This is a genomic window from Microbacterium laevaniformans (assembly GCF_016907555.1).
Classification (GTDB): domain Bacteria; phylum Actinomycetota; class Actinomycetes; order Actinomycetales; family Microbacteriaceae; genus Microbacterium; species Microbacterium laevaniformans.
The window spans coordinates 2,635,800-2,654,876 of record NZ_JAFBCE010000001.1 but is presented as its reverse complement, the minus strand read 5'-3'; the positions used below and the strand labels follow the sequence as shown (position 1 = coordinate 2,654,876).

The following is a 19,077-nucleotide window of genomic DNA, read 5'->3' as shown; positions in this document are numbered from 1 at the left end:
GACACGGTCGTTCGCGAGCGCCGTCGGACGCGAGGACCGAAGAACAGCCTGTCGGCGGCGCGGTCTCGACTTCAAGCGGAAGCTATGAACTGACAGCATTTCGGCCGCCCTGGTTTTGATAACGATTATCAGTAGTTCTAGGGTTGAGGACATGAAGCGTCCCGTCGTCCTCCTGTCCGCGCTCGTCGCGGCATCCGCCCTCGCCCTCGCCGGCTGTTCCAGCTCCGCTACCTCGTCGCCCAGCGGCTCCGCGTCCGCGGGCGGCACGATCTCGGTCGTCGCCTCCACCAACGTCTACGGCGACATCGTCAAGACGATCGGAGGTGACCACGTCGAGGTCACCTCGCTCATCGCCGACGAGAGCAAGGATCCGCACGAGTTCGAGGCGACCGCGGCCGATCAGCTCGACGTCCAGAACGCGCAGCTGCTCATCGAGAACGGCGGCGGCTACGACCCGTTCATGGCCTCGCTGAAGGATGCCGCGAAGTCGACCGCCCCGCTGATCAGCGCCGTCACCTTCTCGCCCGAGTGGACGGGCTCCGACCCCACCGCGGCCGTCGACGGCTTCAACGAGCACGTCTTCTACGACCCGCAGACCATCGCCGCCGTCGCCGACGAGATCGCCAAGCAGCTCGGCACGCTCGACCCCACCGATGCGAGCGTCTTCACGGCGAACGCCACGGCGCTGCGCAGTGACATCGACGAGAAGGTCACGCCGATCCTGGGCGACATCTCCAAAGCCCACGGCGGCGCCGAGATCTTCGTCACCGAGCCCGTGCCGCTGTACCTCGCCGAGGCCGCTGGACTGAAGAACGTGACCCCGCCCGCCTTCAGCGAAGCCGTCGAAGAGGGCCAGGACGTCCCGCCGGCGACACTTCTCGACGCGCTCACGCTCATCGGTGGGGGATCGGTGAAGATCCTCTTCGTCAACGGCCAGGCCGCGGGTGCCGAGACCACGCAGGCCGAGGCGAAGGCCGCGGCGGCGAACGTGCCCGTCATCAAAGCCTCGGAGCTGCTCCCGGAGGGCCAGAACTACGTATCGTGGATGACTGACATGGCTACGCAGATCAAGACCGCGCTGGGTTCGTGACCCCCGCCCCCGCTCTTCCCCTTCGCATCATGGCCGCTGCGCTCTCGCGCAGCGGCCATGAGCTGTGGCGCGGCCTCGACCTCGAGTTGCAGCCGGGCGAACTGGTCGCGGTGCTCGGGCCCAGTGGTGCCGGCAAGACCACGCTTCTTCGCGCCGTCCTCGGCCTCGAGCGCCTCAGTGCGGGCTCGATCGAGGCGCTCGGAGAGCCCGTGCGCCGGGCCGGGAATCGTCGCATCGGCTACATTCCGCAGCAGCGCCCGCTGCCCCGGCACACGGCGATGCGCGGCCGCGATCTCGTCCGTCTCGGTGTCGACGGCCACCGCTTCGGCTTCCCGGTGCCGCGCCGCGGCGACCGCGCTCGCGTGCAGACGCTGCTCGATGCCGTCGGGGCCGCCTCGTTCGCCGACCGCCCCGTGGGCCTGCTCTCCGGGGGCGAGCAGCAGCGGCTGCGCGTGGGACAGGCGCTCGCCGACGACCCCGGGCTGCTGCTGTGCGATGAGCCGTTGACCAGTCTCGACCTGGCCAATCAGCGTGACGTCATCGACCTCATCGACCGCTACCGCACCGCCAGCGGCGCCGGCGTGCTGCTGGTCACGCACGACATCAACCCCGTGCTGGAGAAGGTCGATCGTATCCTCTACCTCACCGGCGGCCGTTTCACCCTCGGCAGCCCGGACGAGGTCCTGACCTCCGAGACCCTCACCGCCCTGTACGGCACCCCGGTGCATGTCGCCCGTGTCGGCGGGCGCCTGGTCGTGGTCGGCGCCCCCGACTCGGATGCCGATCACCACCATCACGGCGACGCCGTCGTCGCACCCGCGGGAGGTGTCGCGTGAGCTGGGGAGACATCGGCAACGCGCTGTTCGGCGGGATGGCGCGCTACGGCGACATCCTCGCCCTGGTGCAGAACTCCGTCTGGGCCGGCGCGGTGCTCGGCATCATCGGCGGACTCATCGGCGTGTTCGTCCTGCAGCGCGACATGGCCTTCGCCGTGCACGGCATCAGCGAGCTGTCCTTCGCCGGCGCGGCGGCGGCGCTCCTTCTCGGCGTCGACGTCGTCACGGGCTCGATCGCGGGCTCGCTCATCGCGGCGGGTCTCATCGGCTGGCTGGGCGCGCGCGCCCGCGACCGCAACTCGATCATCGGCGTGCTCATGCCGTTCGGGCTGGGTATCGGCATCCTGTGCATCTCGCTCTACAACGGCCGCAGCGCCAACCGCTTCAGCCTGCTGACCGGTCAGATCGTGTCGGTGCAGAGCGATCAGCTGACGGTGCTGATCGCCTTGAGCGCGATCGTGCTCGTGGGACTGCTGCTCATCTGGAGACCGCTGAACTTCGACTCGCTCGACCCGCAGTCGGCCGCCGCGCGCGGCGTGCCGACGACCGTCGTCTCGTTCGCGTTCATGATCCTGTTGGGCATCGTCGTGGCGGTGGCGGTGCACATCATCGGTGCCCTCCTGGTGCTCTCGCTGCTGGTGACCCCGGCGGCGGCGGCGATGCGGGTCTCCACCGGCCCCATCGCCGTGCCTCTGCTGGCCGCCGGCTTCGGCGTCACCGCGGCGGTGGGCGGCATTCTGCTCGCCATCGCGGGAACGCTGCCGGTGAGCCCCTACATCACGACGCTGTCGTTCCTCATCTACCTCGTCTGCCGCGTCGTCGACGGCGTGCGTCGGCGCGGCACGGTCGAGGCGTGACATCGTCCAGCGCACGCGTCCAGCCGGCTCCTAGACCCCGCGGGTAGACTCCCGGCATGGCCCAGCGCAACACCTGGCAGCGCGATCGCGTGCGCGAGGCGTTGACCGACGCCCCCGGTTTCGTCAGCGCCCAGGCGCTGCACGCGACCCTGCGCGGCGAGAACACGGGCATCGGACTGGCCACCGTCTACCGGGCGCTCGCGACGCTCGCCGCCAGCGGCGAGGCCGATCAGCTGCAGAGTCCCGACGGCGAAGCCATCTACCGCGCGTGCTCGACGACCGGTCACCATCACCACCTGATCTGCCGCTCGTGCGGTCTCGCCGTCGAGATCGAGGCCCACGAGGTCGAGGCGTGGGCGCAGCGCACCGCCGCCGCGCACGGGTTCACCGCCGCCGAGCACGTCGTCGACATCTTCGGTCTCTGCGCCTCCTGCTCCGCGCTGCGCGCCGCCGATCCGGTCGGAGAGCGTGTCGACTGAGGTGCGCGTCGCGCCGGCCCGTCCCCTGGTGGCCGTCGGCATCGGCGCGCTGGTGGTGGCCGCGCTCATCGCGGTCGATTTCCTCGCCCCGGGGCCTGCCTTGCCGACCCGGCTGCAGGACGGTCTCACCCTCTCCATCAGCGTCCTGATCGAGTCGCTCCCCTTCGTGATCCTCGGCGTCCTGCTGTCGATCGTGGTGCAGGTGTGGGTGCCGGCCGGTGCGATCGAACGATGGATGCCGCGGGCACCGTGGGCGCGGCGGGCGGTGCTGTCGCTCCTGGGCATGCTCATCCCCGTCTGCGAGTGCGGAAACGTCCCCTTCGCGCGCGGTCTCATGATGCGCGGGCTGGGGGTCGCCGAGACGCTCACCTTCCTGATCGCCGCGCCGATCGTGAACCCGATCGTGATCATCACCACGCACCAGGCGTTCGGGTTCGACGACGGCATCCTCATCGCGCGCCTCCTCGGCGGCTATGCGGTCGCGAACCTCATCGGGTGGCTCTACAGCCGGCATCCCGACCCCGATGGCCTCATCACGGATCGCTTCCGTGCCAGCTGCGAGATCTCGCTCGAGAACGCGGCGCACGGCCGCGGGCCGGGCAAGGCGCAGCAGAGCCTCGCCCAGTTCGTCGTCGAACTGCGCGCCGTCATGCCCGCGCTCGTGATCGGCTCTGCCCTGGCCGGCGCCGTGCAGGTGCTCGTGCCGCGCTCGGCGCTGCTGGCGATCGGATCGAACCCCGCGCTGTCGATCGTGGCCATGATCACGCTCGCGATGATCGTGTCGATCTGCTCGAACGTCGACGCCTTCTTCGCGCTCTCGTTCGCCTCGACCTTCACGCCCGGCTCGATCGTCGCGTTCCTGCTCGTGGGTCCGCTCGTCGACGTCAAGATGCTCGCGCTGCTGCGCACCACCTTCCGCTCGAACGTGCTGGTAGGGCTCGTCGTGATCGTCGTGCTGTTCGCCGTGGCCGTCGGATCGGTGGTGAACCTCCTTGCGTGAACTGATCGGATCGCGCCTGCTCGGGGTGGGACTGGCCGCGGGCCTGGCCGCGGTCACGGTGGTGCTGTGGCTGAACGGCCAGCTGGCGCTGTACATCAACCCCTCGTCGAACTGGTTCGCGGTGCCGATGGCGATCATCGCCCTCGTCGGTGCGGTGATCAGCTTCGCCCTGCCGGAGGGCGCCGAATCCGACCACGGGCACGATCACGACCACGGCCACGAGCGCCGCGGCGGCTGGGGCACCGCCGCGACCGTGACCGGCGGTGTGCTGTCGGTCGGCGTCGTCGCGGCGATCATGCTGACGCCTCCGGCGACGCTGTCCGCCGAGCTCGCGATGCAGCGCGACACGGGTGCTCCACCACTGTTCCAAGGCTCCGACACCGTGGCGCTGGCTTCCACGGGCGACACCTCGAAGTTCGGCGTCGGGGAGTGGGCGAGCGTGTTCGCGACGGCGACCAACCCCGAGGCGTTCGACGGCGACACCATCACGCTCACCGGGTTCGTGACCCCCACCGACGGCGGATTCGGACTGACGCGCCTGGTCATCACGCACTGCGTCATCGATGCGCAGCCGGCGAGTGTGCCGGTTGCCTCGGGCGACATCCCGGCCACCGGCACGTGGGTCACCGTGACGGGCACGATCCGCGACGCGGGGGGACGACTGCAGATCCAGCCGGCCTCCGTGCAGACGGTCGATCAACCCAAGGATCCGTATGAGTACTGAGCGCGCGACGCGTCGTGAGCGCACACGTCGCCGCCGCGCCCGCGCCTTCCTCGCGGGGTTCGCGATCGTCGTCGCCGCGCTGGCCGTCATCGGACTCGCCGGCGCCGCCGTCACGGTCGCGCAGGGTCCGCGCGTCACGAACGTGAGCGTCGACCCGGATGCCGCGGTCAGCGCGGCCGGCTCGCGGCTGATCATCACGACCACCCAGTCCCTCGCCAAGGTCACGCCGACCCAGGTCACCGTCTCGCCCGCCGCGCCTTTCACCGTGGACACGTCCGGACGCAGCGTGGGCATCCGCTTCACCCAGCCGCTGTGGGACGACACCTCGTACACCGTGACGATCGATGGGGTCAGCGGCATCGGCGGCGGCCCGACAGCATCCGTCTCGCAGAGCTTCACCACGCCCGCGCTGCAGGCCTTCGTCCTGCAGCGCGGCGACGGCGGCGATCGGATCCTGCGCACCGGCCTCGCCGGTCAAGACCCCGAACCGGTCTACACCAACGCGCACATCGAAGACTTCCGTGCCACCGCCGGCCATCTCGTCATGTCGACGCTCGACGACGACAAGAAGTCGCACCTCGTGGTCACCGATCTCGACGGCGGCAACGTGCGCGAGCTCGCCCTCCCCGGCGACGGCACGGTCACCGACCTGCAGAGCGCCGATCGGGGAGATCTCATCGGCTACACCTACACGGATGCCACCGTCGGCACGCCGGGCGCTCGCGAAGCCCGGCTGTTCACGGCCTCGCTCGCCTCCGCGCAGAGCGATGCGCAGCCGACGATGATCCAGCGCAGCGGCGGCGAGTCCCGCGTCGACGACTGGCGGTTCGTGCCCGGCACCGACAGCATCCTCATGCTCACCTACGACGGCGCCCTCACTCTCATCTCCCCGTCCGGCGGCGACCCGGTCACCCTCGGCAACGCCGTGTCGATCGACGGCATCGCGCGCGGCACGACCACCGCGATCGTCGAGCGTGTGGAGGGGCCCGCGGCCATCGATCTGGCCACGGCCAAGCAGGTCGACCTGCCGCCGACCGACAAGGCTCTGGGGCAGACCAACAAGATGGTGCCGATGAGCAACGGCGACACGCTGCGGGTGCTCGCCGTCGTCGACGGCTTCACGGTGCGCTCCACCACCGTCAACGTCGTCGACACCGCGGGAAAGGCGACACCGGTCTTCTCCGTCGACCCGAAAAACATCCTCATCCAGTCGTGCGTGTCGCCGAGCGGGAGGTACGCCGCGTTCCTCGTGGCCCCGGATGCCGTGTCGAACCCGTACGACGGGTACAAGCTGCCGATGCCGACGCACCTGCGCACCCACGTCGTGGCCCTCTCCGGCCCGGAGGCGGGAACCGAGGTCGGCGCGCTCGCGGGCTTCGACATCTCGTGGTGCCAGACGCCGCCGCGCACATGAGCGAGCGCTCGGGCCTGATTCCCGCGACCCGGGCAGCGCTCACGGCGCTGCCGGTGGAGGTGGCGCCGCGCCTGCTCGGCGGTTTGCTGGAGGTGACGATCGGCGACGCACGCGTGGCGGTGCGTCCGACCGAGGTGGAGGCCTATCACGGCGCCGGGACCGGACCGGAGGCCGACCCCGGATCGCACGCGCGGATGGGGCGGACGGCCCGCAACGCGACGATGTGGGGCCCACCGGGTCATCTCTACGTCTACCTGAGCCACGGCATCCATTCCTGCGTCAACGTCGTGTGCGGGCCGCAGGGTCAGGCCGGCGGAATCCTGCTGCGCGCCGGCGAGGTGATCGACGGCGAGCAGATCGCCTTCGCGCGTCGGCCCACGGCGCGCGTGGCCCGCGATCTCGCGCGCGGCCCCGGCAGGCTCGGGGATGCCGTGGGCCTGCGCCACCCCGTCCACGACGGCATCGACGCGGTCGTGGGCGTCCCGCGGGCCGGCGCCGTCGCCCGTCTGTGGCTGCCGGTCGCGGCCCGCTCCGACATCGCGTCGGGACCTCGCGTCGGGGTCGCGGGCGTCGCGGGGACGGCCGCATTCCCGTGGCGGTTCTGGGTCGCGGGCGACCCGACCGTCTCGCCGTTCCGCTGGGGGCGCGGGGCGGGTCCGACGCTCTGACTCGTCAGCCGACGGCGAACCGCTGCAGCATGACCGCGCGCAGCGCCACCGCCGCCGGTCCGGCGTGCCGCCGGGTGCTCACGCTCAGCGGCCACTCGATCACCGGCGTGACGGGCACCGCGATCGTGCCGGGCGTCGGGACGACGAGCACCTGCGGCGCGAGCGCCACGCCGAAACCGGCGGCGACGAACGCGGGGATGTCGCCGACCGCGGAGACCTCGGTCGCCACCTCGCGCACGAGCCCGGCGCGGGTCAGGGCTCGTTCGAGGAGCACGCGGTGACCGAAGCCGTGCGGAGCGTCGATCCATGATTCGGCCGCCAGGAGTTCGAGGGGAACCTCCGGCAGCGCGCTGAGTGCATGCCCGTCGGGGAGCAGTGCCACGAAGGGCGAGCGCACCAGCTCGACGGTGTCGAGGTCGGGCAGCTCCGCGGACGGCAGCCCCATGAAGGCGAGGTCGATCCGTCCCCGCCGCAGCTCGTCGGCGAGGCCGGTGGAGCCGGAGGGAGAGGAGATCAGGCGCAGGCGCACGAGGGGATGCTGCGCGCGGAAGGCGGCGAACAGCTCGGGCATGCGCAGGGTCGGGAGGTTCACGAAGATGCCCACGCGCAGCAGGCCCTCGACGCGACCGGTCGCCGCGCTCTGCAATCGGCTCGTCGCATCGACGATCTCCCGAGCGGGCTCCAGCAGGTGCTCACCGGCGGCCGTCAGCGCGACGCGCCGTCCGGAACGGCAGCCTCGTGTCCATGGCGACAAACTATCGATGATGTCGATGAGCAGCATCAATCGAATTCGTTAGATTCGATGCGACCGAAAGCGCATCCTGAGGTCATGACCACCACCAGCCTCCCCGCCGCCGGGGCGCCCGCCGTGATGTTCCTGCTCTGGCAGGACGTCACGGGACTCATCGTGGCCCGCTTCGTCTCCGGCGTCGGCATCGGCGGGTTGACCGCCACCGCGACGGCGCACATCGCCGAACTGCGCGCCGTGGCGGTGCCGTCGTCGACGATCGCCCCGATCGTCTCCAACTTCGCGAACATGGGGGGACTGGCCGTCGGGCCGCTCGTCGCCGGTGCGCTGGTCACCTGGGTGCCCGCTCAGCTGGAGACGCCCTACGCGGTGTTCCTCGGGCTGCTCGCCCTCGCTCTCGTGGCGACAGCGGTGGTTCCCGAGACCGTCGACCGCGGGCAGCGGCGGCGCTACCGTCCGCAGCGCATCGCTTTCCGGCGGCCGCACGCGGCGCGTTCTGGGCAGCGGGCACCGGGGCGTTCACCGGATTCGCGGTGTTCGGCCTCATGATGGCCCTCACCCCGACCGTGCTGGCCCAGGCCATTGGTGTCACGTCGCGCCTCGCCGCCGGGGCGGTGCCGTTCGCCGTGTTCATGTCGGCGGCCGTCGCGCAGGTGCTCACCGTGCGTCTCGGCCTGCGTCGTCAGCTGCTGCTGTCGTGGATCTTCATGGGTGCCGGGATCGCGCTGCTCGCGGTCGCCGTCGCGCTCGGCGCCCTGGCCCCGTTCGTGATCCGCGGCGATTTGGTGCTCGTCCTGATCTCGGTGGCGACACCTCGCCGCGTGATCGGCGACGGCGCGACGTCAAGCCGACACGCCCGGCCGTGCTAGACTGACTCTTTGTCTGCGCGCACTCCAGCACGCAGTTCGTATCCCACCACGTTTCGACTCGCCTCCGGCTCGCTCAACGACCGGCGGAGGAGTCCGATCCCACCTGGGATGCAGACAAGGGATCTTGGGTGGCACCGTCCGGTGTCACGGTACTAAGGAGAATCACTATGGCAGCAGTGTGCCAGGTGACCGGAGCTGTTCCCGGCTTCGGTCACAACATCTCGCACTCGCACCGCCGGACGAAGCGCCGCTTCGACCCGAACGTGCAGAAGAAGACCTACTACGTTCCTTCGCTCGGTCGCAAGATCACGCTGAACGTGTCGGCCAAGGGCATCAAGGTCATTGACGCCCGCGGCATCGAGTCGGTCGTCAAGGACCTCATCGCGAAGGGTGTGAAGCTCTAATGGCGAAGAAGGCTCAGGACGTTCGTCCGATCATCAAGCTCCGGTCGACCGCCGGCACGGGGTACACCTACGTGACGCGTAAGAACCGTCGCAACAACCCCGACCGCATCGTGCTGAAGAAGTACGACCCGGTGATCCGCAAGCACGTCGAATTCCGAGAGGAGCGCTGATCTCATGGCCAAGAAGAGCAAGATCGCGCGCAACAACCAGCGCGAGGAGGTCGTCGCCCGTTACGCCGAGAAGCGTGCCGAGCTGAAGAAGACCCTCGTCGACCCGAACGCGACCGACGAGGCCCGCGAGGCCGCCCGCGTCGGCCTGCAGAAGCTGCCCCGCAACGCGTCGCCCGTGCGCCTGCGTGGCCGCGACGCCATCGACGGTCGCCCCCGCGGCTACCTGTCGAAGTTCGGCATCTCGCGTGTCCGCTTCCGCGATATGGCGCACAAGGGCGAGCTGCCCGGTGTGACCAAGTCGAGCTGGTAAGCACCGACGCACACGTCTCGAAGGCCCGTCCCGTCAGGGGCGGGCCTTCTGCGTTCCCGTCCGGCACTGGATTCGGAGATCGGCAACGGATGCGGACGGGGCGGGCCGCGGCATCCGATTCCGGTGTCGACCTCCGAATCCGGGGCCGAGCAGCAGGCGGATGCCGCGGTCACACCAGCCTCATCCGTCACCATTCGATGCCGACACGCCGGGGAACATGACCTCAGGGGGGCGTAAATCCGCGGATTTCCGGGGATCGTAGGTATATTCGGGTGCGGTCCCATCGACCAAACCGGGCGTTCGCCGTCCGGTCCGATCTCACTGAAGGCGGCATCCGCTGCCGTCTGGAGGACAACCCCAATGGCTATCACCAAGACTGAGCTCGTCGCAAGCATCGCCAGCGCCACCGGCGAGAGCCAGGCCACCGTCGGCCGCGTCGTCGACGGCCTGTTCTCGGCTGTCTCCGAGGCCGTCGCCAAGGGCGAGAAGGTCACGATCCCCGGCTTCCTCTCGTTCGAGCAGGTCGCCACCGCCGCGCGCACGGGCCGCAACCCGCAGACGGGCGAGGAGATCAAGATCGCCGCCGGCAAGCGCGTCAAGGTCACCGCGGGCTCCAAGCTCAAGGCCGCCGTCAAGTAAGTACGGCCCTTCACGAGGGGGGATGCCGCTCGGCATCCCCCCTTCGGCGTGTCCGGCGCCGCGTAGGCTGGACGGGTGATCCCGACCCGTGTGATGCGTTTCGTGGGCCCGGCGATCCTCGTCGCGGCCGCCCTCGTCGCCCTCGTGCTCGGGCTCCTGTACGGTGGGGGCGCCGCCCCGCTGCTCGTCGGCGACGCCGGTCCGGTCGTGCGCTGGGGGCTGCCGATCGTCACCCTCGGCGTGAACCTGTCGGCGGCGGGCATGATCGGATCCCTCGTGCTCGCGCTGTTCGCGCTGCGCGCGGGGGAGCGCCCCTTCGACACGGCGCTGGACGTGGCATCCATCTCGGCCGCCCTCTTCACCGTCGCGAGCGGGTTCACCGCCTTCTTCACGTTCGTCAACATCTTCAATGCCACCCCGAACGCCGGCGCGGAGTTCGGCGGCCAGCTGGGGCGCTTTCTCGTGTCGACCGACCCGGGCCGCGCCTGGGCGCTGACCACCCTTGCCGGAGCCGCGCTGACGGTGCTCACCTTCGCCGTCCGCGGATGGACCTCGACGTTGTTCGTGGCCGCCCTGGCGATCGCCAGCCTCGTGCCGATGGCCACCCAGGGCCACTCCGGCGACGACGCCGGCCACAACATCGCCGTCTCCGCACTCGCGCTGCACATCATCGCGGCCGCCGCCTGGCTCGGCGGCCTGCTGCTGCTCACGGTGCTGCGACCCCAGCTGCGGGGAGCCGAGCTGGGCGACGCCCTCGCGCGGTACTCGAGCATCGCCCTGGTGGCCTTCGTCGTCGTCTCGCTCTCGGGGGTCGCGCGCGCCGCCGTCGGCATCGTCGAGCCCAAGTACCTGCTGTCCGCCTACGGGGTCCTGCTCGGCGTGAAGGTGGTCGCCCTGCTGCTGATGGGGGCGCTCGGCGCGCGGTATCGCACCGGGCTCATCTCCCGCATTCAGCGTGACGAGATGCCGAGCGCAGAGCGCTCGTCGCGGCGGTTCTGGGGTCTGGTGACGCTCGAGATCGTCTTCATGGGCATCGCCAGCGGAGCGGCGGTGGCGCTGTCGCGCACGCCGCCGCCGGTCGACACGCGCCTTCCCGACGTCAAGACGCCGGCGGAGATCCTCACCGAGGTGCCCCTGCCCCCCGAACTGACCATCGCGCGCTGGTTCACGCAGTGGGACATCGACATCCTGTGGGCGTTCGCCGTCGGCTTCGGCCTCTTCTTCTACCTCGCCGGCGCGTGGCGTCTGCACCGCCGCGGCGATCGCTGGCCGATCTACCGCACGCTGCTGTGGGTGCTGGGCATGCTCTCCCTGCTCTGGGTGACGAGCGGTCCGATCAACGCCTATCAGGACTATCTGTTCAGCATGCACATGATGGGCCACATGCTGCTGACGATGGCCATTCCGATGATGCTCGTCTTCGGCTCCCCCGTCACACTGGCCTCCCGGGCCATCGCCAAGCGCGACGACGGCTCGCGTGGGGGGCGTGAGTGGATCCTGTGGGCGGTGCACACGCCGTTCGCCCGCGTGGTCACCCACCCGCTGTTCGCGGCGGCGATGTTCGTCGGATCGCTCTGGGCGTTCTACTACACCGACCTCTTCCGCTGGACGCTCTACGACCACCTGGGACACGAGTGGATGGTCGCCCACTTCCTCATCTCGGGCTACCTGTTCGTGCAGTCACTCGTCGGCATCGACCCCGTGCCGTTGCGCTACCCCTACCCGTTCCGGCTGCTCACGCTGATCGGTGTGATGGCGATGCACGCGTTCTTCGGCATTTCGATCATGATGTCGTCGGGACTGTTCGTGGCCGAATGGTTCGGCTCGATGGGGCGCACGTGGGGGGAGGCCCCGCTGGTGGACCAGTACACCGGGGGCGGCATCGCGTGGTCGATCGGCGAGATCCCGACCCTGATTCTGGCGATCACGGTGGCGATCCAGTGGAGTCGCACCGACGAACGTGCCCAGCGTCGCGGCGATCGTCACGCCGATCGGACGGGGGATGCCGAGCTGGAGGCCTACAACGCGCAGCTCGCGCAGCTCGCGGCCCGCGACGCACGGGAAGCCCGACTCACACGCTGACGGCGGCAGCCCCGTCGGGGTCAGCCGGCGGACTGCACCTGGATCGAGGCGGTCCCGTCGGGGAGTATCGTGATCGTGCCGCCGACCCGGAACGGCACGTCCTCGTCGACGTGGGTCACCGAGCCGTCGAAGATCGATTTGATGTCGACGACCACGTGCGCCGCGGCATTCGCGGGGACGATCGACCACCCGGCGCCATCGGGCTGCAGGGAGATCTTGGGCTGGTCGACCATGGACCACACCGGGGGCTCGAGGATGCGGTTGCGCACCTGCAGCCCGAACGGGCACCCGGTGGGCTGCAGCACCTGCTGGGTCGTGCAGGCGGTGAGGAACGACTCGACGCGCTCCTGCACGACATCGACGAAGGTGGAGGTCGGCTGGGTCTGGATGTCCACGGGCACCTCGGCCTGCGGCGTATCGGACAGAACCGCCACGCCCGGGCTGGAGGAGACCGGGGTGTCGACCGAGATCGAGTAGAGGCCGGGCGAGAACACGAGCAGCGCGACCGGGGTCAGCGGATCGGCGTTCGTGCCGTTGGGCGAGACCTGTCGGGTGTCGACCGCGAACCCGTTCACGGAGAAGGCGGTGGCACCGCGCAGGGTCAGATCGATCACCGCCAGCGGGCTCTGCGCGAATCGCCAGGTCGGTGCCAGTCCGACCCACCCCGCCCGCTCCACGCGGAACGTGGACGTGCCGGCGTGCGGGCCGGCGTGGTACGACACCGTCACGAGCTCGACCCCGTCGGATTCCTGCTCGCCCACCACACGGATGTCGCTGAGCGGGGCAAGCGCCGCGCGGCGCAGGAGGGCTTCGCTCGCATCGGTGGGAAGCCCGGCATCCGTGAGATCGGAGGATGCGATCGGCACGCCGGGCAGGGCGAGGGCTTCGGGGACGCGCCCCTGGCTGAGCAGATCGAGATAGCGCGTGACGAAGGCGCCGGGGCTGTACAGATCGCGGTACACCGTGGCGGTCGCCGCCCCGATCGCGCCCACCAGGAGCAGACCGACGACCGACAGGGCGGTCAGGTCGAACGCCAGTCGGCGGCTTCCGCGACGGGCCGGGGAACGGCGCGTCGCGGCATCCGTACCCGCCTCTGCGGCGCGCGCCTGCTCACCCACCACCCCGTCCACAGCTCCAGTCTAGGAAACCCTTCCTGATGGCTAGCATGGATCCGGTGAGCATCCCCTCCCTCTCCGCCGAGCAGGAGGAGCTCTTCCGCCTCATCGAGGACACGCGGGAGCACGTTTTCGTGACCGGGCGCGCGGGCACCGGCAAGTCCACTCTCCTGCAGCACCTCGCCTGGAACACCGAGAAGCAGATCGCCGTCTGCGCCCCGACGGGGGTGGCTGCCCTGAACGTCGAGGGGCAGACGATCCACTCCCTCTTCCGGTTGCCGATCGGCCTCATCGCCGACAGCGAGCTGGAGCAGTCCGAACCCGCGCGGCGGGTGCTCAAGGCGATCGACACCCTCGTCATCGATGAGGTGTCGATGGTCAACGCCGACCTGATGGATGCCATCGACCGCTCGCTCCGCCAGGCGCGGGGCCGGCGCTCGGAGCCGTTCGGCGGCGTGCAGATCATCATGTTCGGCGATCCCTACCAGCTCTCGCCCGTGCCGCCGCGCGGCGATGAGCTGCGCTACATCCAGGACCATTACCGCTCGTTCTGGTTCTTCGACGCCCAGGTGTGGGCGGGCCCCTCGACGGACGGCTCGGCGATCCGCTCTGACGGGCTGCTCGATCTCGGCCGCGTCGGGGCGCCCCTGCACATCCGCGAACTGCGTCAGATCCACCGCCAGTCCGACGACGGCTTCAAGGCGATGCTCAACGCCGTCCGCCACGGGGTGGTGACCGCCGAGATCGCGGGCATGCTGAACGCCGCGGGTGCCCGCCCGGTGCCCGAACCGGTCGAGGGCGAGCCTCCCATCATCACCCTGGCGACCCGCAACGACATCGTGTCGCGCATCAACCAGCGCCACCTCGACGCCCTGCCGGGCCCGGTGCAGACGGCGCGTGCGGACGTCAGCGGCGACTTCGGGCGGGGCGAGGCGTCGTACCCCGCCGACACCGAGCTGCAGCTCAAGGTCGGCGCGCAGGTCATGTTCCTCCGCAACGATGTGGGCGGTCGTGGGGACGGCCCGCGGTGGGTGAACGGATCGATCGGCACCGTCACGCGCATCGCCGGGGGTACGGTGCGGGTCGAGCTGGACGGTGAAGAGGTCGACGTCGAGCCGGCCGTCTGGGAGAGGTTCCGCTATGCGTACGATCCCGGGTCGCGAAAGCTCACCCGCGAGATCGTCGCGGAGTTCACGCAGTTCCCGCTGCGACTGGCCTGGGCGGTGACGATCCACAAGTCGCAGGGCAAGACGTACGACCGCGCCGTCATCGACCTGGGCTCGGGAGCGTTCGCACCCGGGCAGACGTACGTGGCGCTGTCGCGGTTGACCTCGCTCGACGGCCTCTACCTGTCGCGCCCGCTGCGCCCGAGCGACATCCTCGTGGATGCCGACGTCCGCCGGTTCATGGCCGGGGTCCGCGCCGCGGGCTTCTGACCGGCCCGCGAGGAGTCGAAACGCGGGGTCAGGCGGATGCCGCGGCGGCGGCCTTGGCGGTGGCGAGATCGACGAAGAGCTCGGTGTTGAACTGGTACGCGGCGAGCACCTCGTCGATGACGCGCTCGCGCTCCTCGGCATCCCATGCGACGGCGTCGAGCTGCTCGCGATAGACATCCTTGAAAGCGGCGGGGTCGGCGATCTGGTCGAAGAGATAGAAGCCGATGCCGTTCGTCTCGAAGCCGAACTGGCGCGCCATGAGCTTTCCGATGAACAGGCCCCCGGAGAGGTCGCCGAGGTAGCGGGTGTAGTGATGGGCCACGAAGCCGCCCGGCCAGGTCGTGCCCACCTCGCGGATGCGCTCGACGTAGCGGCGGGTCGTCGGAAGCGGCGCGATGCGTTCGCGCCAGTCGTCGCCGATCAGGAAGGCGAGATCCGCCTCGATCGCGGGCAGGCGCGTGAGCTTCTCGCTGATGAAGGGCGCGGCGACCGGGTCATCGCGCATCGCGTCGGCGGCGGCCTCGAGGGCGTCGTAGATGAACCAGTGCTGGGCGACGAGCGCGACGTAGTCGTCGCGCGTGCCGCGGCCGCGCATGAGGTCGTGCATGAACCCGGCGTGCTCGCTGCCGGAGTGGGCGGTACGCGAACGCTCGCGCAGGGCCGTGGAGAACGGGATCGGCTCGGTCACAACCGTCAGTGTAGTTGAAACTAAGGCTCACCTAAACTGAAGGTTGTCTGCGGGATCGCTGGGCGGCCGGACGGCCCCTGTGGTCATCCGTGCGGGCGCGGAGTGATCCCCAGTCGTGCACACGCCTCGTCGTACAGCGCGACGATCTCGCGGCGCACGTCCCGACGCTCGCTGATCTGCCCTCCGGGCCAGGGGACGCGGATGACGTCCTCGCCGCCGTCGGCGAGGGTGACGTGCCACTGACCGGCCGCGCCGTCGAACGTGACCATCTCTGACGCCACGACGTCGACCTCGGGCGCGAACGCCCGCGCGATGAGCAGGTTGTCGTCGGAGTGGTCGTCGTTCATGTGGCCGAGAACGCTGGTCAGAGTGTCGTCGTCGAAGGTGTGCGCCATGGCACCCACCATAGGGGCGGGTGCACGGGGCGCGACGGCCCACCTCCCGGGGCAATGGCCCCGCGACGCAATCGTCACAGGAGTGTCACGGCGGTCGGGTCGCCCGCGCATCGTGATCTACGCTGAGAGGACTGACCAGGGGGTGAGCATGCGGGCTCTTCGTCGATCGCGGCGTCTTGCAGCGGTGGCCGGTACGCTCGCGCTGGCGATCGCGCTGGCCGCGTGCTCGTCGAGCCAAACGGTGTCGTTGCCGTTGCCGGACCAGGTGGATGCCGCCATCGGCGGCGATGTTCAGGCCCAGCTGCAGACGGCCGTCGAGCGCGCCGTGGCCGCATCGGGCGCATCGGGCGCGATCGTCGGCGTGCGCGTTCCGTGGGCGGGTGTCTGGGATGCGGGCATCGGCACGGTCGCTCCCGGCGGCGCCGCGGTGAGCGACGCGATGACCTTCCACGCCGGTGCGCTGACGCGGTCGATGACCTGCGACGTGCTCTACGGACTCGTCCACGACGGCGTGGTGTCGCTGGACGACCCGGTCGGCAAGTATGTGACGGGCCTCGGTGACCAGGGCGCTCGGGACGGCCTGACGCTCGGTCAGCTCTGCGACTCGACGTCGGGTATCGGTCCGTACGATCCGAGCATCGACGCGCGTATACGCGCCACTCCCTCCCGTGTCTGGACGCCGCGGGAGCTGATGGCCTTCGGGATGTCGCGCGAATCGACCATCCAGCCCGGAACCGTGTTCGCCGACTCCGACACCGGGTACGTGCTGCTGGGCTTCGCCCTCGAGCGCGCGACCGGCAAGACCGCGTCGCAGCTCTATCAGCAGTACGTGTTCGGTCCGAACGGGATGACCTCCACATCGCTGCCCGACAACGGCACCGCCGAGCTGGACGGCCTGTGGACGGGCACCGCGGCCGATGGCAGCGCGGCGTGCACCGCTCCCACCCCGGTGGTCGGCTTGTCGTCGAGTGCCGGCTTCACGGCATCCGGTGTCATCAGCGATCTCGCCGACACGGGTCGATACGTGCAGGCGCTGGCGATGGGGCTCCGTCCCTACGACGCGCCGGGCCGCTTCGAGAACCCGCTGCCGGCGGTGGCGAACGGTCCGTCGTGGTTCACCGCGCGTGGTGGGGCGTACCAGGCCGGCAGCCTCATCGGGCAGTACGGCTCGGTCCCCGGTGCGTTGACGGCCGCGTTCGCCGACAGCACGACTGGGATGAGCGTCGTCGTCACGTTGAACAACTCGCGGGCGTCGAGCGACCTCGTCCGCAGTCTCGCGTGGGAGCTCGCGGCCATCGCGTCGAAGGCGCCGGCGGCTTCGGGACGCACCGCCCCGCAGGCGGGGCTGCCGTGGACGGCGGAGGACATGGCCGCGCAGGTCACCGCCGCTGCGGTATGCCCGATCCCGTGAGATCGAGCACGGTGTGAGCTGCCGATGAGCGCCGCGTGAGCGCCGCGCGCACCCCCGCATCTGGAGCGCCGGCCGCGGTCGGCCTCGTCGTCGCCGGACTGGTGTGTCAGGAGGGCGGCGCCGCGATCGCGGTCACGCTGTTCCCGCACGTCGGCGCCCTGGGCATGGTGATGCTGCGCCTCGCGTTCTCCGCGCTGATCCTTCTGGCCGTCGCGCGGCCGCGGCTGCGCGGGCACGGGGCGAGCGCGTGGCGCGATGTCATCGTGTTCGGCGTCGTCCTCGGCACGATGAACGGGCTGTTCTACCTCGCGCTGCAACGTCTGCCGCTGGGAGTGACGGTCACGATCGAGGTGCTCGGCCCGCTCGCGCTGTCGATCATCGCCGGGCGCCGTCGTTCGTCCTGGCTGTGGGCCGGCGTCGCACTCATCGGCGTCGTCGCCCTGGCCGGCGGCGGATGGGATCGACTCGACCTCCTCGGCGTGCTGTGCGCCCTCGGCGCCGCGGCGAGCTGGGCGATCTACATTCTCGCGTCGGCGCGCGTGGGTGCCGCGTTCCCGCGTCTGGACGGGCTGGCCATCGCGATGGCGATCGGCGCCGTGCTGTCGCTGCCGTTCGGCATCGTCCAGGCGGGCGCAGCGCTGCTGCGGCCGGAGATGCTCGCGCTCGGCGCCGCGGTCGCCCTGCTGTCGTCGACGCTGCCGTACGCGTTCGAGCTGATCGCGCTGCGGCGCCTACCGGCGGCGGCGTTCGCCATTCTGATGTCGCTCGCCCCGGCAGTCGCGGCGTTGGCCGGCTGGGCACTGCTCGGACAGCGTCTCGCGTGGCTGGAGATCGTGGGAATCGTCCTGGTGATCGCGGCATCCATCGGCGCCGTGCGCGCCGCCGGGCGCCGCGTGCGCGACGCCGTGGAGCCGATCGGCTGAGGCGGCGTCATCCCCATCGTCGGGTGCCCTCCGGCCGGTGATCAGCCGACGTTCGGGTGACGGATAGTCGCGCGTGACAGGATGCCGCGGTGACCTCGCGCTCCTCGACATCCGGCCGCGGCGGCTCGACGAGGCGTCGGCCCGTTCGTCGCCGTCCGGCCCTCAGCGCCCGGCGGCGACGTCAGCTGCGACGTCGCCGGGCGGTCGCCTTAGCGGTGGTGGCCGTGCTCGCCATCGGGCTGGGCGTGGCGGGGGTGGCGATCGGGCAGGCCGTGCGCCATGCCGCCGTCTGCGCGGAGGCCGAGGGATTCGGGCGGCAGCAGCTCGACAACGCACGCAGCATCGTGGCGGCCGGCCGCGATGCCGGACTGCCTGTGCGCGACCAGACGATCGCGGTGATGACGGCGCTGGGGGAGTCCAGTCTGCAGAACATCGACTACGGCGATTGGGAGACGAGCGGGGTGACCAACCCCGACGGCTCACGCACGACCTCGATCGGTCTGTTCCAGCAGCAGGACGGCTGGGGAACGCGGGAGCAGCGGCTCGATCCCTACACGGCGGCGAGCCTGTTCTACCGCGCCATGGTCGAGAAGGTGCCCGAGCCGGAGCGGTCGGCGACGGCGCCCACGGAGGTCGCCCATCGGGTGCAGATCAATCGCGATCCGACGCACTACGCCCCGTACTGGCCGCTGGCCGAGCGGATCGTCGCCGTGCTCGACGATCAGACCGTCGTCGATACCTGCCTCTGACGGGCGTGCCTCTGGGGTCGTCCTGTCTCGACCGCGACGATCCCCGATCACCCGCCCCCGTGCGGTGCGC

Annotated in this window: 23 protein-coding genes; 19 read left to right on the top strand and 4 right to left on the bottom strand. The window is 70.3% G+C overall.

Annotated elements, in window-relative coordinates:
• Nucleotides 1-151 precede the first annotated feature (151 nt).
• The 8 genes from JOE53_RS12735 to JOE53_RS12700 are packed head-to-tail and all read left to right on the top strand — an operon-like array spanning nt 152 to nt 7,068.
• Nucleotides 152-1,090 carry a metal ABC transporter solute-binding protein, Zn/Mn family gene (locus tag JOE53_RS12735; RefSeq protein ID WP_204947930.1) on the top strand — a complete coding sequence of 313 codons (939 nt, stop codon included), beginning with the start codon at nt 152-154 and terminating at the stop codon, nt 1,088-1,090.
• Nucleotides 1,091-1,119: 29 nt separating this feature from the next.
• Nucleotides 1,120-1,926, top strand: coding sequence for a metal ABC transporter ATP-binding protein (locus JOE53_RS12730; RefSeq protein ID WP_204948251.1), 807 nt, complete (start codon nt 1,120-1,122; stop codon nt 1,924-1,926).
• Complete coding sequence (locus JOE53_RS12725; protein ID WP_204947929.1) at nt 1,923-2,783, top strand: metal ABC transporter permease; 861 nt, start codon at nt 1,923-1,925, stop codon at nt 2,781-2,783. Before JOE53_RS12730 ends, JOE53_RS12725 begins: the two co-directional genes overlap by 4 nt.
• Nucleotides 2,784-2,839: 56 nt before the next feature.
• Nucleotides 2,840-3,262, top strand: coding sequence for a Fur family transcriptional regulator (locus tag JOE53_RS12720; RefSeq protein WP_204947928.1), 423 nt, complete (start codon nt 2,840-2,842; stop codon nt 3,260-3,262).
• The gene (locus JOE53_RS12715) at nt 3,252-4,262 is read left to right on the top strand and encodes a permease (protein ID WP_204947927.1); all 1,011 of its coding nucleotides are present in this window, start codon (nt 3,252-3,254) and stop codon (nt 4,260-4,262) included. Before JOE53_RS12720 ends, JOE53_RS12715 begins: the two co-directional genes overlap by 11 nt.
• Complete coding sequence (locus JOE53_RS12710; protein WP_204947926.1) at nt 4,255-4,986, top strand: TIGR03943 family putative permease subunit; 732 nt, start codon at nt 4,255-4,257, stop codon at nt 4,984-4,986. Before JOE53_RS12715 ends, JOE53_RS12710 begins: the two co-directional genes overlap by 8 nt.
• Nucleotides 4,976-6,400, top strand: a complete 1,425-nt coding sequence (locus tag JOE53_RS12705; RefSeq protein ID WP_204947925.1) for an Ig-like domain-containing protein — start codon at nt 4,976-4,978, stop codon at nt 6,398-6,400. Before JOE53_RS12710 ends, JOE53_RS12705 begins: the two co-directional genes overlap by 11 nt.
• A complete protein-coding gene (locus JOE53_RS12700) occupies nt 6,397-7,068 on the top strand; it encodes a DNA-3-methyladenine glycosylase (protein WP_204948250.1) in 672 nt (223 codons plus the stop codon). The genes JOE53_RS12705 and JOE53_RS12700 overlap by 4 nt, the downstream gene beginning before the upstream one ends.
• A 4-nt stretch (nt 7,069-7,072) precedes the next feature.
• On the opposite strand, the gene JOE53_RS12695 is transcribed toward JOE53_RS12700, so the two are convergent.
• Complete coding sequence (locus JOE53_RS12695; protein ID WP_233449569.1) at nt 7,073-7,849, bottom strand: LysR substrate-binding domain-containing protein; 777 nt, start codon at nt 7,847-7,849, stop codon at nt 7,073-7,075.
• A gap of 48 nt (nt 7,850-7,897) precedes the next feature.
• Here JOE53_RS12695 and JOE53_RS12690 point away from each other — a divergent pair, with 48 nt between their 5' ends.
• The 7 genes from JOE53_RS12690 to JOE53_RS12665 all read left to right on the top strand — a co-directional run bounded on the left by JOE53_RS12690 (nt 7,898) and on the right by JOE53_RS12665 (nt 12,290).
• Nucleotides 7,898-8,365, top strand: coding sequence for an MFS transporter (locus tag JOE53_RS12690; RefSeq protein WP_233449568.1), 468 nt, complete (start codon nt 7,898-7,900; stop codon nt 8,363-8,365).
• Nucleotides 8,350-8,685, top strand: a complete 336-nt coding sequence (locus JOE53_RS14800; RefSeq protein WP_233449567.1) for a hypothetical protein — start codon at nt 8,350-8,352, stop codon at nt 8,683-8,685. The genes JOE53_RS12690 and JOE53_RS14800 overlap by 16 nt, the downstream gene beginning before the upstream one ends.
• A 167-nt stretch (nt 8,686-8,852) precedes the next feature.
• On the top strand, nt 8,853-9,089 hold the full coding sequence (gene rpmB / locus JOE53_RS12685; protein ID WP_005051771.1) for a 50S ribosomal protein L28: 237 nt from the start codon (nt 8,853-8,855) through the stop codon (nt 9,087-9,089).
• Entirely contained in the window at nt 9,089-9,259 is a 171-nt protein-coding gene (gene rpmG / locus JOE53_RS12680) for a 50S ribosomal protein L33 (protein ID WP_005051772.1), read from the top strand. The genes rpmB and rpmG overlap by 1 nt, the downstream gene beginning before the upstream one ends.
• Before the next feature lie 4 nt (nt 9,260-9,263).
• On the top strand, nt 9,264-9,569 hold the full coding sequence (gene rpsN / locus JOE53_RS12675) for a 30S ribosomal protein S14 (RefSeq protein WP_005051773.1): 306 nt from the start codon (nt 9,264-9,266) through the stop codon (nt 9,567-9,569).
• Nucleotides 9,570-9,929: 360 nt separating this feature from the next.
• Nucleotides 9,930-10,208, top strand: coding sequence for an HU family DNA-binding protein (locus tag JOE53_RS12670; RefSeq protein WP_005051774.1), 279 nt, complete (start codon nt 9,930-9,932; stop codon nt 10,206-10,208).
• A 93-nt stretch (nt 10,209-10,301) separates the two neighbouring features.
• Nucleotides 10,302-12,290 carry a cytochrome c oxidase assembly protein gene (locus JOE53_RS12665; protein ID WP_204948249.1) on the top strand — a complete coding sequence of 663 codons (1,989 nt, stop codon included), beginning with the start codon at nt 10,302-10,304 and terminating at the stop codon, nt 12,288-12,290.
• A 20-nt stretch (nt 12,291-12,310) separates the two neighbouring features.
• Here JOE53_RS12665 and JOE53_RS12660 read toward each other — a convergent pair whose 3' ends face one another.
• Entirely contained in the window at nt 12,311-13,408 is a 1,098-nt protein-coding gene (locus JOE53_RS12660) for a hypothetical protein (RefSeq protein ID WP_204948248.1), read from the bottom strand.
• Between the two features lie 47 nt (nt 13,409-13,455).
• On the opposite strand from JOE53_RS12660, the gene JOE53_RS12655 reads away from it, so the two are divergent.
• Entirely contained in the window at nt 13,456-14,841 is a 1,386-nt protein-coding gene (locus JOE53_RS12655) for an ATP-dependent DNA helicase (protein WP_233450091.1), read from the top strand.
• A 28-nt stretch (nt 14,842-14,869) separates the two neighbouring features.
• On the opposite strand, the gene JOE53_RS12650 is transcribed toward JOE53_RS12655, so the two are convergent.
• A complete protein-coding gene (locus tag JOE53_RS12650; protein ID WP_204947923.1) occupies nt 14,870-15,529 on the bottom strand; it encodes a biliverdin-producing heme oxygenase in 660 nt (219 codons plus the stop codon).
• An 83-nt stretch (nt 15,530-15,612) separates the two neighbouring features.
• Nucleotides 15,613-15,924, bottom strand: coding sequence for a DUF2470 domain-containing protein (locus tag JOE53_RS12645; RefSeq protein ID WP_204947922.1), 312 nt, complete (start codon nt 15,922-15,924; stop codon nt 15,613-15,615).
• A gap of 148 nt (nt 15,925-16,072) precedes the next feature.
• Here JOE53_RS12645 and JOE53_RS12640 point away from each other — a divergent pair, with 148 nt between their 5' ends.
• The 3 genes from JOE53_RS12640 (at nt 16,073) to JOE53_RS12630 (ending at nt 19,007) form a co-directional block, all read left to right on the top strand.
• Nucleotides 16,073-17,335, top strand: a complete 1,263-nt coding sequence (locus JOE53_RS12640; RefSeq protein ID WP_204948247.1) for a serine hydrolase domain-containing protein — start codon at nt 16,073-16,075, stop codon at nt 17,333-17,335.
• Between the two features lie 35 nt (nt 17,336-17,370).
• Entirely contained in the window at nt 17,371-18,258 is an 888-nt protein-coding gene (locus JOE53_RS12635) for an EamA family transporter (RefSeq protein WP_204947921.1), read from the top strand.
• An 89-nt stretch (nt 18,259-18,347) separates the two neighbouring features.
• Nucleotides 18,348-19,007: a peptidase M23 gene (locus JOE53_RS12630; RefSeq protein WP_271171027.1), complete on the top strand. Its 660-nt coding sequence runs from the start codon at nt 18,348-18,350 to the stop codon at nt 19,005-19,007.
• The last annotated feature ends 70 nt before the right edge of the window (nt 19,008-19,077 follow it).